This window comes from Cupriavidus malaysiensis, assembly GCF_001854325.1.
GTDB lineage: Bacteria > Pseudomonadota > Gammaproteobacteria > Burkholderiales > Burkholderiaceae > Cupriavidus > Cupriavidus malaysiensis.
On record NZ_CP017755.1, the window covers coordinates 3,120,368 to 3,134,590 of the forward strand.

Genomic DNA, 14,223 nt, shown 5'->3' on the forward strand with positions numbered 1-14,223 from the left:
GCCGTAAATCCCGCCACCCCCCGACCGTTAACCGATGACGACCCTCGCCGCGCAACGCGGCCCGGATCGTCCGCGGGCAGGCCCGTCCGCCCCGCCATCGACAGGACATCGACAGGAGCATCCCCCATGAAGATCCGCGACATGAAGATCGGAACACGCCTTGCCTTCGGCTTCGCGGTCATCCTGGCACTGCTGGTCCTGAACACCGCGTTCAGCGTCTACCGCATGCGCGAACTCTCGCAGCAGACGCGCGCCATGATGAGCGAGCCGCTCGCCAAGGAACGGCTGGTGGCCGACTGGACCTCGCTGGTCGCGGTCGGCATCGTGCGCACCTCGGCCATCGCGCGCAGCAGCGATCCCGCGCTGGCGGGCTTCTTCGCGGAGCAGACCAAGGCCTCCTCGGCACGCGGCGCCGCGCTGATGAAACAGATCGAAGCGCAGGCCGACGAGACCGACAAGCCGGTGCTGCGCCAGGCCGCCGAGGTGCGCCAGGCCTACATCGCCGCGCGCGACGAGATCATGAAGATCAAGGGCAGCGCCAGCGAGGCCGAGATCGAGCGCCTGATGCAGGAGCGCTACCTGCCCAGCGCGAAGGGCTACGAAGAGGCGCTGCGCTCGCTGCTGGACCTGCAGCGGCAATCGATCAACGCCACCGCGCAGCGCATCGACGCGCTGGCCGAACGCACCCGCACGGTGCTGATCGTCACGGCGGCGCTGGTGGCGGCCTTCGCCATCGGCTTCGCCTGGTGGCTGACGGTGGGTATCACGCAACCGATGCGGCACGCGGTGCAGGCGGCCCAGCGCGTCGCGCAGGGCGACCTCTCCGGCCAGGCCGGCGCGCAGGGCGGGCCCTATGCGCGCGACGAGTCGGGCCAGCTGCTGCAGGCGCTGGCCGAGATGCGCGGCAGCCTGAACGGCATCGTGCACGAAGTGCATCGCGGCACGCAGACCATCGGCGGGGCCTCCCGGCAGATCGCCGCCGGCAACCTGGACCTGTCCTCGCGCACCGAGCAGCAGGCCAGTTCGCTGCAGGAGACCGCGGCGTCGATGGAGGAACTGACCTCCACGGTGCGGCAGAACGCCGACAACGCGCGCCAGGCCAACCAGCTCGCCGTGTCCGCCTCGGCCGTCGCCAACCACGGCGGCGAGGTGGTGGCGCGCGTGGTGCAGACCATGGAGTCGATCCACACCTCGTCGCACAAGATCGTCGAGATCATCGGCGTGATCGAAGGCATCGCCTTCCAGACCAATATCCTGGCGCTCAATGCCGCGGTGGAAGCCGCCCGCGCCGGCGAACAGGGCCGCGGCTTCGCCGTGGTGGCCGGCGAAGTGCGCGCGCTGGCGCAGCGCTCGGCCAGCGCGGCCAAGGAGATCAAGAGCCTGATCGACGCCTCGGTGGCGCAGGTCGGCGAAGGCAGCGCGCTGGTCGGCCAGGCCGGCAGCACCATGGCCGAGATCGTCGAGAGCGTGAAGCGCGTCACCGACATCATGGGCGAGATCACCGCCGCCACCCAGGAACAGACCACCGGCATCGAGCAGGTCAACCAGGCCATCACGCAGATCGACGAGACCACGCAGCAGAACGCCGCCCTGGTGGAACAGGCCTCGGCCGCCACCCAGGCGCTGGAAGACCAGGCACGCCTGCTGCTGCAGGCGGTCGGCACCTTCCGGCTGGACGCGGGCGCTGGCATCGAGGCCGCGCCGCCGGCGTCCGCGCAGCCAGTACAAGCCGCCCGCGCCGGCAAACCCGAGGCCGGCGCGGGCGCCACGCAGGGCACGGCGCCGCGCTCCCGCCGGCAGCCGGCGCGTCCGGCCCGGCTGCCGGCGCAGCGCCTGGAGCCGGCGATGGCACAGCCGCAACGGCAGGCCGCGGCGGCGCGCACGACCGCGGCATCGTCGGACGATTGGGAGCAGTTCTGAGCCGCGCTTCGCCGCGCGACGGACCCGCTCAGCGCATCGCTTCCACCTCCACCTGGGAGCGCGGTATCCCGGTCGACGGCGACGGATCGTCGGCGAAAGGCTCGCAGCCGGCCTGGCGGCCGTCCTCGACGAGCCAGCCAGTCATCGATGATGCCCGTCTTCGTTCTCCATGCAGGCCGCCGGCACGGCGCCGGCCGACGATCGTTGCGGTACGCACGGTGCATGCGGCACACCATCGCCGAGCGCGGCGAAACCGCGCGCCAGGTCGGTGATCAGGTCCTCCACGCCTTCCAGTCCGATATGCAGGCGGACCAGCGGCGTGCTGCCGGACCAGTCGCCGACCGAGCGCGCGCGGGCCATGTCGGCCACCGTGGCCAGGCTCTCGAAGCCGCCCCAGCTGGCGCCGATGCCGAACAGCGACAGGCTGTCGACGAAGCGCTCGGCCGCGGCCAGGCCGCCGCTGCGCAGCGCGAACGACAGCAGGCCGTTGGTGCCGCGGCAGTCGCGCCGCCACAGCGCGTGGCCGGGGTCGCCGGGCAGCGCCGGGCAGTACACGCGCGCCACCTCGGGCCGCGCCTGCAGCCACTGCGCCACCGCCAGCGCGCCGGCCTGGTGCTGGGCCAGACGCGCGCCCAGCGAGCGCATGCCGCGCTGCACCAGGTAGGCATCGTCGGCGCTGACCGCCATGCCGAAGGCGTCGGCCAGCGCGGCCAGCCGCGGCCAGGCGGCCTCAGTGGTGCAGACGGTGCCCATCATCACGTCGGAATGGCCGCCCAGGTACTTGGTGGCGGCCATCAGCGAGATGTCGGCCCCCAGCGCGAGCGGCTGGTACAGCAGGCCTGAACCCCAGGTGTTGTCGGCCGCCACCAGCGCGCCGTGCGCGTGCGCCAATGCGGCGATGGCGGGCAGGTCGCACATCTCGTAGGCCAGCGAGCCCGGCGCTTCCACGTAGACCAGCCGCGTCTCGGGCCGCAGGCGGCGCGCGAGGTCGCTGCCGTCGGCGGCATAGAAGCCGGCCGTCACGCCATGCTCGCGCAGGAAGCCGCCGGCCAGGTTGCGCACCGGCTCGTAGACGCAGTCGGGCAGCAGCACGTGCTCGCCGGGACGCAGGCAGGCAAGCAAGGTCATGGCGGCGGCGGCCAGGCCGCTGGGAAAGAGGCGGGTGCGGTAGCCGCCTTCGAGCTCGGTGACCATGTCCTCGAGCGCGAAGGCGGTGGGATTGCCGCGCGCGCCGTAGGTGAAAAGGCGTTCGCTGGCGCGGCGCGCGCGCATCTCGCGCATCTCGGCGGTGGAGGCGAACAGCACCGTGCTGGCGCGGACCACCGGCGGGTTGACCGGCTGCCCGCCCGGCACGTCGGCATGGCGGCCGGCGCGGGCAAGGCGGGTCGGAAGGGTGTGCTTCATGGTTGGCCTTCGGAGTGGACGGGCGGAAGTGGCGGACAGCCGGGGCGCGGCGCGGTCCCGGCGATCGCCTCGCAAGGGCCGTGCCGCCGCGGGGTCTTCAATCCAGGTGCGCGCCCGACAGCTTGACGATCTGCGACCAGCGCGAGATATCGCTCTTGAGCTGCGCGCCGAAGGCCTCGGGCGAACTGGCCACCACGTCGCTGCCGCCTTCGTTGATCTGGCGCACCACGTCGGGCTGGTGCAACACCTGCACCAGCGCGCGGTTCAGGTGCGCCACGCGCTCCGGCGGCGTGCCGGCGGGCACGAAGATGCCGTACCAGTCCTCGAAACGCAGGTTGCGGTAGCCCAGTTCCTCCAGCGTCGGCACCCTGGCGAACACGCCCAGCCGGCGCGGGCTGGTCACTGCCAGCGCGCGCATGCGCCCGGCCTGCACGAAGCCGGCCACCGACGAGGTCGAGGTGATCAGCACGTTCACCTGGCCGCCCAGCAGGTCGTTGATGGCCGGGCCCGCCCCCTTGTAGGGCACGTGCTGCAGCGAGACGCCGGCATCCTTGTCCAGCACCACGCCGACCAGGTGCGACAGCGTGCCGTTGCCCGGCGTGGCAAAGGTGATGCGCTGCGGCTGCGCCTTGGCCTGTGCGGCCAGCTCGGCGAAGGTCTGCCAGGGCGCGTTGGCCGCCACCACGATGGCCAGCGGCGCGGCGTTGATCTGCGTGACGGGCTTGAACTGCTTGACAGGATCGAAGCCCGGCGCGGCGTACAGCGTCGGGTTGACCGCCATCACCGAGACCTGCGAGGTCAGCAGGGTGTAGCCGTCGGCCTTGGACTCGGCCACCGAGCGCGTGCCGATATTGCCGCCGGCACCGCCGCGGTTGTCGACCACCGCCGACTGCCCCAGCACCTCGGCCAGGCGGCTGGAGACGATGCGCGAGACGGCATCGTTGCCGCCGCCCGCCGGGAATGGCGAGACGATGCGCAACGGCTGCGCCGGGTAACCGCTCACCGGTGGCAGCGGCGCCAGCGGCTGCGCGACCGCGGCCAGCGCCACGCTGCCGGCGGCGCCGCACGCCCCGGCCAGCGCCGCCAGGCGCGCCAGCGCGGTGCGTGCACGGCGCCGGACCGGCTGGCAGTGCGCGGGCGGGCCGCCGGACCCGGGGGTATGCAGCGGCGCGCGCAGGGACAGCGGCCGCGCGGCGAGCACGTGCGGCGCCGGCTTCCGGGCGGGCTTCCGGGCGGGCGTCAGGGCGGGCTTCAGGGCCGACGACAGCGCGCGCAGCAAGCGGGCGGAACGGCCTGGCGAGGGAAAGCGGAACATGAGACCTCCTGGGGGCGGATGGGTGAGTCCTGGCAAGGCGCGGGCCGGGGCCCGGCCGCGTGTCTGCACCTTCGAGCAAGGCGGGGAATCGTGGCCGCGCGACTCTGTCCGGCCCGGCGCGTCCGGCGTTGCCACGAGGGCGACGGCGCGGACAGCGGGCTCGGCCTGGCGGGGTCGCTTGCGGCGGTTCATGTCAGGCGGGTGGCGGGTGGCGGATGGATGCCGGGTCGACGGCCGGTGGATCGCAGGTCGAAGGCCGGACGGCGGTGGTTCAGGCCGCCGGCAGGAAGCGGAACAGCGCCAGTTCCTGCGCATCGAGCTGGGCCACCAGCCCGGTTTCCCAGGCCAGGTAGCGGCGCGCCGCCTCCTTGTTGCCGTCATGCCGGTCGTGCACGAAGAACAGGAAGTCGATGCAGCGCGCGTCGGGCAGTGCCTCCGGTGCGCCGTTGCCGCGCCGCAGCGGCAGGCCGGCGGCCTCCCAGGCCTCGATGCCGCCGGCCAGGCGGCGCACGTCGCCATAGCCGAGCGCGGCGAGGTCGGCCGCCGCCAGCGCGGCGAGGTCGGCCTCGCCCACGATCACCAGCGTGGTGTCGCGCGGCACGCCGGCCAGGTCGGCCGCCAGGCGCGGCCGGATCGACCACAGGCTGCCCGGCACGCGCGCGGCGCGGAAGGCCATGCCGGGGCGCAGGTCGAGCGCGGCCATCTGCTGCGCGGCGAGGCCGTCGCGCAGCTCGCCCGGCGCCACCTCGGCCAGTGCGTTGCCGGCACCGGCGGCCAGCGGTGCCGGCGCCGCCAGTCCGGCGGCGCGTCCGGCCTCGAGGCCGCCCGCCAGCACCACCGCGTCGTGGCCCATCTGGCGCAGCCAGCTCGCCACCACCAGCGCGCGCACGCCTTCCACGTCGAACAGCACCAGGCGCGCGCGGCGCACGCCGAGATACTGGTCGGTGGCCTGGATCAGCTGGCCGCCGGGCGTATGCTGCGCGCCGGGCAGCGAACCGGCGGCGAATTCCTCGGGCGTGCGCACGTCGCACAGGAAGGTGCTGCGGTCCGCATCGGCCAGCCATTGCGCGGCGGTGGCGGCATCGATGCGCGGCACGCCGGCGCGACCGGCCAGCGCCTCGGCGGCTTGCCGCGCGGCCTCCTGCCCGGCCGGCCGGGTGTGCTCGGGATAGTGGGCGGTGCCGCCATGCTCCAGCGTGAAATCGTTCAGGTACCAGCCCTGCGTGCCGTTCTCCAGCGCGTAGACCGGGTTGGGCACGCCGAGGTTGATCAGGGTCTGCGCGCCGATGATGCTGCGCGTGCGGCCGGCGCAGTTGATCACGATCGGCGTGGACGGATCGGGCACCAGGTCGCGCAGGCGCCAGGCCAGCTCGCCGTTGGGGCAGCAGCGCGCGCCGGGAATGTTCATCTTGCGGAATTCGCCGAGCGGACGGCCGTCGAGCACCACCGGCGCTGCCGCGCCCGCCTGCAGCGCGGCCAGCTCGGCGGCGCTGACGCGCGGCGTGCCGTAGTGGTGCTCGGCCAGCTCGCCGAAGGTCTTGGACGGCACGTTGACGCCGGCGAACAGCACGTAGCCGGCGGCCTGCCAGGCGGGCACGCCCCCGGCCAGCGTGAAGACGCGGCGGTAGCCCAGGGCCGCCGCAGCGCGCGCGGCCAGCGCGGCCACGCCGTCGCCGTCGTCGGCCAGCACGATGCGCGTGGCCAGGCTGGGCGCGAGGCGGCCGAGGTCGAGCTCGAAGCGGCTGTAGGGCAGCGGCACGGCGAGGAAGGGATGCCCCTCGCCGTACTGGCCGTGCTCGCGCACGTCGAACAAGGCGATCTCCTCGTCGTCGTGCAGCCAGGCCTTCAGGGTGCGGGCATCGATGGATTCCGCCGCGGGGCGGTTGGCGGGGCGGTTGGCGGGGCGGTCAGCAGGCGTGGACATAGGGTGTGTCGGGCAAGATTCGGGCAGGTATTCGGGCAGGTCTCCGGCCAGCACCAGGGGGACGACGCTGGAGGCAACCGGCGGAAAACAGGCAGGAAACAAAAAAACGGGCAAAAGCGGGCCCCGCCTCTCCGCGCGGGGAGGCTCGATCCGCCAAGGTCCGATCAGGCGTGTGGCGATGGCGGCGGCGGGCCGGCACGGCAGTCCGTGCCGGCCCGCCGCTCAGGCGCGCGGCAGGTTCAGCGCCGCGTCTGCACGCCGACCTGCATCACCTGGCAGGTGCCTTGCTCCAGGTCGAAGCTGAGGCGCTCGGTCAGCGTCTCCAGCGCGCGGCCGTACATATGCAGGTGGCGGATGACGTCGTCGCCGCGGATCTCCACCGAGTGGATGTCGTCCGGCAGCAGGGCGATGCCGGTGCCGGGACCGACCTCGACGGTATGCGAGTGCGCCAGCGTGCCGAAGCCGGGACGGCTGCCGTCGTCGGTGCGCCGGTAGACGTCGTTGTATTCGATGCCGCTGACCCCGGCCACGCAGGCCCAGGTGGTGTGGTTGTGCGGCGGGATGCGCTTGCCGGGGCGCATCACGTTCAGGTAGAGCGCGTAGGTCTGGTCGGGATCCTCGGCGATCAGGTAGCGCGCCTGGCGCTCGCCTGCCTCGGGCGGCGGATAGTCGCCCTCCGACCACAGTTCGGGCCGCGCGGCGAGGTCCTGCACGCGCGCCAGCACCTGGGCCAGCGCGGGACGCGTGACGCCCTCCGTCTCTACAATATTCCTGATGGATTGAAGGGTCTCATCCACCGTCGACTTGCGTTGCTGTGCCACCGACATGTCTCTAGAATCCTTATATTGATATGATTTTTTCGTGCGATTTTTCGCATCGGTCATCTCACTGTAAAGAAATCCCTGTGGCGATACCACTTAGCCACCCAAGAAAATCCATTAGCAAACCTGATGAATGGAAACCTTCGATCTTGATCTGCTGCGCACCCTGGTGACCATCGCCGACTGCGAGACATTCGGCGCCGCCGCGGTCAAGCTCGACCGCACCCAGTCGGCGGTCACGCAGCAGATGCAGCGGCTGGAGGAGCAACTCGGCCTGAACCTGTTCGAGCGCCAGGGCCGCAACAAGCAGCTCAGCCGGCACGGCGACAAGCTATTGGAGTACGCGCGCCAGTTGCTGGCGCTCAACGACGAGGCGCTGCGGGTGATGCGCGAGGGTGACCTGACCGGCTCGCTGCGCATCGGCGCGCCGCACGACGTGGCCGATACGCTGCTGCCGGGCCTGCTGTCGCATATCGCGCGCGCCTCGCCCGCGCTGCGGCTGGAGATCCACGTGGGACGGAGCCCCTTCCTGATGGAATCGCTGCGCCGCGGCGAGATCGACCTGACCCTGTCGACGCGCGAGGACAGCGCGCTGGACGGCTTCCCGCTGCGCACCTCGCCCACCATCTGGGTCTGCGCGGCGGACTTCGCCTACGAGCGCGGCGCACCGGTGCCGCTGATCCTGGCCGACGAACCCAGCCTGTTCCGCCGGCTGGCGCTGGACGCGCTCAAGGAAAGCGGTGTGCCGTGGCGCGCGGCCTACCTCGCGCCCAGCCTGATCGGCATCAAGGCCGCCATCCGCGCAGGGCTGGGCGTGACCGCGCGCAGCATCGACCTGCTGGGCGCCGACATGCGGGTGCTGGGGGACAAGGACGGGCTGCCGCGCTTGCCCGACGTGACCTACTACCTGTGGGCGCGGCCGAACGCGGTCAATCCGGTGGCGCGCCAGGTGTTCCTGATGCTCAAGGCGACGCTGCAGCGGGGGTTGGGGGCAGGCTGAAGCAGCGACGCTGCGGTGCGATGGCACTGCGGCGGCGGGCCATGCACCGGGCCGCCGCCCATGCCGCCCGCGCTGCTTGTGTCACGCTGGCTTCGGTCGCCCTCGACTCAATCGCCCTTGAAGCCGGATGCCTTGATGACCGGGCCCCAGCGTTCCGACACGCCGCTGACATAGCGCGCCACCTCCTCGGGCGAGGAACCGGCCAGCAGGTCGTAGCCGGTACGCTCCAGCTTGTCGCGCACATCGCCCATCGCCAGCGCCTTGCGCACCGACTGCTGCCACTGCCCCAGCACAGCGGGCGGCGTGGCGGCCGGCGCATAGAGCAGGTAGCGCGAGGCGGCCACCAGCTCCGGATAGCCGGCCTCGGCAAAGGTGGGCACGGCTGGCAGCGCGTCGGCGCGCCGCTCGCCGGCCACGGCCAGCACGCGCAGCTTGCCGGCGCGATGGTATTCGACGAAGGTGGTGGTGGCATCCATGCCGGCGGCGATCTGCTTGCCCAGCACCTCGGTGACCAGCGGGCTGCCGCCACGGTAGGGCACGATGGTGCTGCCGGTGCGCGCACGCGCGACGAACTCGGTGGCGAGGAAATGCAGCAGCGTGCCGACCGTGCTGATGCCGATCGAGTGAGCCTTCGGCTCGGCCCGCGCGGCCTGCACGAACTGCGCCAGCGTCTTGTAGGGCGCGTCGGCCGGCACCGCCAGGCCGAACTGCACACCCGCCACGTCGGTGATCGCGGTGAAGTCGGTGGCCGGCTGGTAGCGCAGGTTGCTGTAGATCAGCGGCGCGATCACCATGGTGTCGACCGGCGTCAGCAGAACCGTGCCGCCGTCGGCCGGCGCGTGCTTGAGCGCCTCGGCGGCGACGCGGGTGCCGGCGCCGGGCCGGTTGTCGACCAGCACGGTGCGCCCCAGCGTGTCCTTCAGCTTCTCGGCCAGCAGGCGCCCCATGAAGTCCGCCGGGCCGCCCGGCGGGAAAGGTACGATGATGCGCGCCACCGACTGGGCACTCGTGGCACTGGCGGCGCTGGCGGCGCGCGGCAACGCTGCGCCGGCACAGAGCGCGGCGGCGCCGGCCAGCCAGGCGCGCCGCGAATAGCGGGACGCGCCCGCGTGGTTGTCGTCTTGCATGTCTCCTCCTGGTTGCTGCCTGTGTTCTCGCCAGGCTAGTGGTCGTACGGCTTGTTGTCCTGCTGCGCGGCGGCGCACCGCGCGGCGTCGCACCGCATGCCGTGGCCCGGCGCGCTGCGACCGTCCGGGACGCCGCGCGGCGCGGCGCCCGCCGCCGTTCAGCGCGCGCTGAACGGCAGGAAGCCTGCCGCCCGCTCGATGACTTCGCCGGCGCGCAGCAGCAGGTCTTCGCGGAAGCGCCACGCCACCAGTTGCACCCCCATCGGCACACCACCGGCCAGGCCGGTGGGCACCGACAGGCCCGGCACGCCCAGGCCGGCGGTGGCCAGCAGCGGGCTCTGCGCCGCCACCAGCGCGCGCATGTCTTCCACGCTGCCGGTATCCATGTCCTGCCGCACCGGGCGCTGCCACGACACCGGCATCAGCACCAGCGGATAGCGCTCGAAGAACACCGCCCACTGGCGCGCCAGCGTCTGGCGGCGCGCCAGGCCGTCGAGGAAACCGTCGCGGTCGGTTTCGGCCATGCCTTCCATCATGTTGTGCAGGCTGCGGCGGATGGCCTCGTCGCCGTGCTCGCGCACGCCCGCGACGACGCTGCGGCGCGCGTCGTCGGTGGTCAGGGTGCGCCACAGTTCGGCGGCCTCGAGGAAGCCGGGCAAGGCGGCCTCCTCGACCACGTAGCCGGCCGCCTGCAGCCAGCCCGCGGCCTGATCGAGTGCCGCGCTCACGGCGGGATCGACGGCAATGCCCGGGCAGTGCCGGAACAGCGCCACGCGCAGCGGGCCCGCCGGCAGCGGCAGTTCCAGCGGCACCGGTACCCATGACGGATCGCGCGCATCATGGCCGGCCATGGCGTGGAAGCCCAGGCGCAGGTCACCCACGCTGCGCGCCAGCGGCCCTTGCACCGACATCAGTTGCGGCGTGATGCTGCGCTCGGCGGTGGCACTCGGGTTGTAGGCGGGGACGCGGCCCACGGTCGGACGCAGGCCGGCCACGCCGCAGGCATAGGCCGGATAGCGGATCGAGCCGCCGATGTCGTTGCCATGCGCGAGCGCGCCCATGCCGGTGGCCACCGCGGCAGCCGCGCCGCCGCTGGAGCCGCCGGGGGTGACGGCTGGGTCCCAGGGATTGAGCGTGCGTCCGTGCAGGCCGTTGTCGGTGAACCAGCGCCACGAATAGGTCGGCGTATTGCTGCGCCCGACGATGATGGCGCCGGCGGCACGCCATTGCGCCACCAGCGGCGCATCCTCGCGCGCGATGTGGTCGCGCAGCGGGATCACGCCGTTGCTGGTGGCATGGCCGGCCTGGTCGACGTTGATCTTGATGGTGACCGGCACGCCGTGCAGCGGGCCCAGCGCGGCGCCCGCGGCGCGCGCGCGGTCGGCGGCATCGGCGCTGGCCAGTGCCGCGTCGGCCAGCACCTCGGTGAGCGCGTTGACGCGCGGATTGCATTGCGCGATGCGCTCCAGCACGCTGGCGGTGACTTCGCGGCAGGACACATCGCCATGGCGGACGGCCGCCGCGACTTCGGCGGCGCTCAGGGACCACAGTGCAGCTTGGGCAGGCATGGTGCAGGACTCCACAAGTTGAGGGTGAGGGCAAAAGCGATCCCCGCCGCCCGCTTGCGGAAGAAGCGGGCGGTCCAGGCAGCGTCAGGCAACCGTCAGGCAACCGTCAGGCAACGATCAGGCAGCTGTCAGGCAGCGGGGCGGAACCCGGCGCGCGGCTGCCCGCGCGCCGGCGGAAACAGTGGCAGCGCGCTCAGTCGCCTGGCTCGGCGCCGGTCAGCAGGCCGGCGCGGTCCATGCGCGCCTCGGCCTCCAGCGCCAGCGCCTCCGCGCATGCCATGTGCTCGCGCATCAGCTCGCGCGCGCGCGCCGCGTCGCGCGCACGGAAGGCGTCCATCAGCCCGGTGTGGCTGTGCAGGACGTCCTCGTCGAAGCGGTCGAAGCCATCCTGCGCGTGGCGCACGATGATGACGCGGCGGATGATGTCGTTGAGCAGGCGGCAGAACAGTGCCAGCATCGGGCTGTCGCAGGCGTCGGCGAGGCGGTCGTGGAACAGCAGGTCGGCCTCGCGCCGCGCGTTCCAGTCGGCGCTGCCGCCGTGCGCCGGATGGCTGAGGCCGATCAGCGCCTCCAGTTCCGCCAGGTCGGCCTCGCTCAACCGGGTCGCCACGTTCGCGGCCAGTTCGGGCTCAACGGCGCGCCGCAGCGCGTACAGCGTCCTGATGTCGACCGGCTGGAAGTAGAGATAGCTGGACACCGCATCCAGGCAGCGCTCATAGGAGGGCGGCGTCAAGGTGGCGCCGCCGTTGGGCCCGGTGCTGACCGACACCAGGCCCTGCACCTGCAGCGCGGCCAGCGCCTCGCGCACGGTGCCGCGCGAAACGCCGAGCTGCTCGATCAGCGCCGCTTCCTGCGGCAGCCGGTCGCCGGCCTGCTGCTCGGTATCGACGATCCAGCGCTTGATGCCGGCCACCACCTGGTCCGAGCGCTTGATGCGCTTGCCGGCGGGGAGCGGGGGCTTGGGAGGAAGGCTCATCGGCTTCGGTCTATTTATGATGATAAATAGGATAAATAGCACCGGACATCGATTCGATCCAGTGAGGGTGTTCCCTTAGCCGGCGGCGCGGCTGCTCTTCGCCGCCCCGTTGCTCCGCAGCCCCACCGCTAGCGCGAAGCATTGACCTTGCATTGCGTATCGATCGATATAGTATTTTCTATATCGAACGCCACAAAACAGTGCACGCGCTGCCGCCCTCATGCCAAGACCCCGCGAATTCAACGAAGCCGATGTGCTCGACGCCGCCACCGACGCGTTCTGGGCACACGGCTACGAAGCCACCTCGACGCGCGACCTGGTGCGCGAGACCGGCCTGACCCAGCCGAGCCTGTACAACGCCTTCGGCGACAAGCGCGCGCTGTTCCGGCGCGTGCTGGAGCATTACCTGGAGCGCTCGCTGCGCGAGCGCATGGCGCACCTCGAAGCGGCGCACGCACCGGCCGAGGCGATCGCGGCCTTCTTCGGCGAGACCGTCGAGCGCTCGCTGAACGATCCGCTGCGGCGCGGCTGCCTGCTGGTCAACTCGGCGCTCGAGGCACGGCCCGAGGACGCCGACCTGAGCGCCGCCATCGCGCAGGAGATCGGGCAGATCGAGGCCTTCTTCGTACGTTGCCTGCGCGCCGCCCAGGCCCGCGGCACGCTGCCGGCGGCCACCCCGCCCGAAACCGGCGCCGCCCACCTGCTGGCCGTGCTGCTGGGCGTGCGGGTGCTGGCGCGGACACGGCCGGAGCGCACCTTGATCGCGACCGCCGCGGCAAGCGCGCTGCGCCTGCTCGGCCTGCCGCCGATGCCTCCCATGCGACCGATTGCGCCGGCCGACGTCGATGACGGCGTCGCGCCATCCTCGCCGCGCGACTCGCCGCGCCACCGCTAGGTGCCTGCGTGCCCGGCGCCCCACGTTGTCATCTCCGCCGCCGGCGCCAGCGCCGGCCGGCCCCTCTGCGACCCGCGCCATCGTTGCCGCGCGCCGCCAAGGAACCGTCATGCCTGAGTCCAGCCTTGCCGCGACGGCGAATGCGACCGCGAACTCCACCGCGAGCCCTGCGGCCGGCACCATCGCCCTCGCCATCCTGGCCGACTTCAGCGCCAGCCTGCCGGCCCTCGGCCTGGCTCTGCAGGCCATCGGCGCGGCCCTGCTGATGCTATTCTTCCTTCCTTGTCTGTAGAACGACCTTGCCCATTGCGTGTCGTTGTGTAATGGCGTTCAGTGCATCGTTCGCCTCGGCAAGCGGGAAAACCCGATCCACGTGAGCGCGGATTTTTCCCTCGCAGTGCCATGCGAATATCTCGGAGAAGCCATCAGCGACTCTGGAGGGAAACCTGCTTCTGTAGTAACCCCGATAGAACCCGATGAGATCGAGGTTTTTCACTAAAAAAATATTGGGGCGGATCTCCGGCAACTCGCCACAGGCAAATCCGATGACGATGTATCGTGCTTCTGCCTGGCAACATCGAATCGCAAGCTGAGTGAACTCGCCGCCAACAGGATCGAAGACAACATCCACCCCCTCAACGCCCAACGACTCGCGGATAGCTCGCCTCCAATCTGGATGACTGTAGGTTAAGCCCAGATCTGCACCGCCATGCGATACCGCAAAATCGGCACGCGCCTGCGTGCTGGCGGCAGCCACAACCTTTGCTCCTGAGGCCTTTGCCACCTGTACCGCGGCAAGACCGGCACCCCCGCTTGCGCCAAGCACCAGAACGGTCTCCCGGGCGTCAAGCCGAGCCCGCCATTTCAAAGCCCCGATCGCCGTGCCATAGGCAATTCCCAGCGCAGCAGCTTCGATAAACCCCATGGTGTCGGGAATGGGGTGAACCGAACTGGCATCCACTACGGCTTGATCGGCATAGCCGCCAAACTGCATACCCACCATCACCCTGTCGCCCGGGCGAACACCGGAAACTGTGGGACACACCTCAACGACAACGCCGGCAGCCTCCAGGCCCGGAACAAACGGGAAAGATTGTGGCTTTTCCTGATAAGTTCCGCGCAGGAGCAACAGATCCGCAAAATTCAGGCCGGAGGCATGCGTATCCACACGTACTTGACCTGTCAGCAGCGGTGTGTCCGGCAGGTCACCAACCAAAAGCGTTTCGCCAATTCGTTCGCAGTACGCAGCTCGCATGTTGGATACCCCTTGATT

Annotated in this window: 12 protein-coding genes; 4 read left to right on the plus strand and 8 right to left on the minus strand. The window is 71.3% G+C overall.

Annotated features, from left to right (window positions below; all coding sequences use genetic code 11):
• Positions 1-126 precede the first annotated feature (126 nt).
• On the plus strand, positions 127-1,920 hold the full coding sequence (locus BKK80_RS33270; protein WP_071072926.1) for a methyl-accepting chemotaxis protein: 1,794 nt from the start codon (positions 127-129) through the stop codon (positions 1,918-1,920).
• A gap of 141 nt (positions 1,921-2,061) precedes the next feature.
• On the opposite strand, the gene metC is transcribed toward BKK80_RS33270, so the two are convergent.
• The 4 genes from metC to BKK80_RS33290 all read right to left on the minus strand — a co-directional run bounded on the left by metC (position 2,062) and on the right by BKK80_RS33290 (position 7,390).
• Entirely contained in the window at positions 2,062-3,324 is a 1,263-nt protein-coding gene (gene metC, locus BKK80_RS33275; protein WP_083384368.1) for a cystathionine beta-lyase, read from the minus strand.
• A gap of 97 nt (positions 3,325-3,421) precedes the next feature.
• Positions 3,422-4,639, minus strand: coding sequence for a Bug family tripartite tricarboxylate transporter substrate binding protein (locus BKK80_RS33280; RefSeq protein WP_335582970.1), 1,218 nt, complete (start codon positions 4,637-4,639; stop codon positions 3,422-3,424).
• Between the two features lie 271 nt (positions 4,640-4,910).
• Entirely contained in the window at positions 4,911-6,563 is a 1,653-nt protein-coding gene (locus tag BKK80_RS33285; protein ID WP_071072928.1) for a rhodanese-like domain-containing protein, read from the minus strand.
• 239 nt (positions 6,564-6,802) lie between these two features.
• Entirely contained in the window at positions 6,803-7,390 is a 588-nt protein-coding gene (locus BKK80_RS33290) for a cysteine dioxygenase family protein (protein WP_071072931.1), read from the minus strand.
• Between the two features lie 127 nt (positions 7,391-7,517).
• Between BKK80_RS33290 and BKK80_RS33295 the strand changes: the two genes are divergently transcribed.
• Positions 7,518-8,384 carry a LysR substrate-binding domain-containing protein gene (locus BKK80_RS33295; RefSeq protein WP_071018004.1) on the plus strand — a complete coding sequence of 289 codons (867 nt, stop codon included), beginning with the start codon at positions 7,518-7,520 and terminating at the stop codon, positions 8,382-8,384.
• Positions 8,385-8,491: 107 nt separating this feature from the next.
• On the opposite strand, the gene BKK80_RS33300 is transcribed toward BKK80_RS33295, so the two are convergent.
• The 3 genes from BKK80_RS33300 to BKK80_RS33310 all read right to left on the minus strand — a co-directional run bounded on the left by BKK80_RS33300 (position 8,492) and on the right by BKK80_RS33310 (position 12,055).
• Positions 8,492-9,511, minus strand: a complete 1,020-nt coding sequence (locus BKK80_RS33300; protein ID WP_071072933.1) for a Bug family tripartite tricarboxylate transporter substrate binding protein — start codon at positions 9,509-9,511, stop codon at positions 8,492-8,494.
• A gap of 158 nt (positions 9,512-9,669) precedes the next feature.
• Positions 9,670-11,079 (minus strand): amidase family protein, encoded by a 1,410-nt coding sequence (locus BKK80_RS33305; RefSeq protein ID WP_071018000.1) that lies wholly within the window; start codon positions 11,077-11,079, stop codon positions 9,670-9,672.
• 193 nt (positions 11,080-11,272) lie between these two features.
• Positions 11,273-12,055, minus strand: a complete 783-nt coding sequence (locus tag BKK80_RS33310) for a FadR/GntR family transcriptional regulator (RefSeq protein WP_071017998.1) — start codon at positions 12,053-12,055, stop codon at positions 11,273-11,275.
• Positions 12,056-12,275: 220 nt separating this feature from the next.
• On the opposite strand from BKK80_RS33310, the gene BKK80_RS33315 reads away from it, so the two are divergent.
• Positions 12,276-12,950, plus strand: coding sequence for a TetR/AcrR family transcriptional regulator (locus BKK80_RS33315; protein WP_071072935.1), 675 nt, complete (start codon positions 12,276-12,278; stop codon positions 12,948-12,950).
• Between the two features lie 109 nt (positions 12,951-13,059).
• The gene (locus BKK80_RS33320) at positions 13,060-13,242 is read left to right on the plus strand and encodes a hypothetical protein (RefSeq protein WP_071072937.1); all 183 of its coding nucleotides are present in this window, start codon (positions 13,060-13,062) and stop codon (positions 13,240-13,242) included.
• On the opposite strand, the gene BKK80_RS36000 is transcribed toward BKK80_RS33320, so the two are convergent.
• Positions 13,219-14,205, minus strand: coding sequence for an NADPH:quinone oxidoreductase family protein (locus tag BKK80_RS36000; protein ID WP_084545858.1), 987 nt, complete (start codon positions 14,203-14,205; stop codon positions 13,219-13,221). The genes BKK80_RS33320 and BKK80_RS36000 overlap by 24 nt on opposite strands.
• Positions 14,206-14,223: the final 18 nt, after the last annotated feature.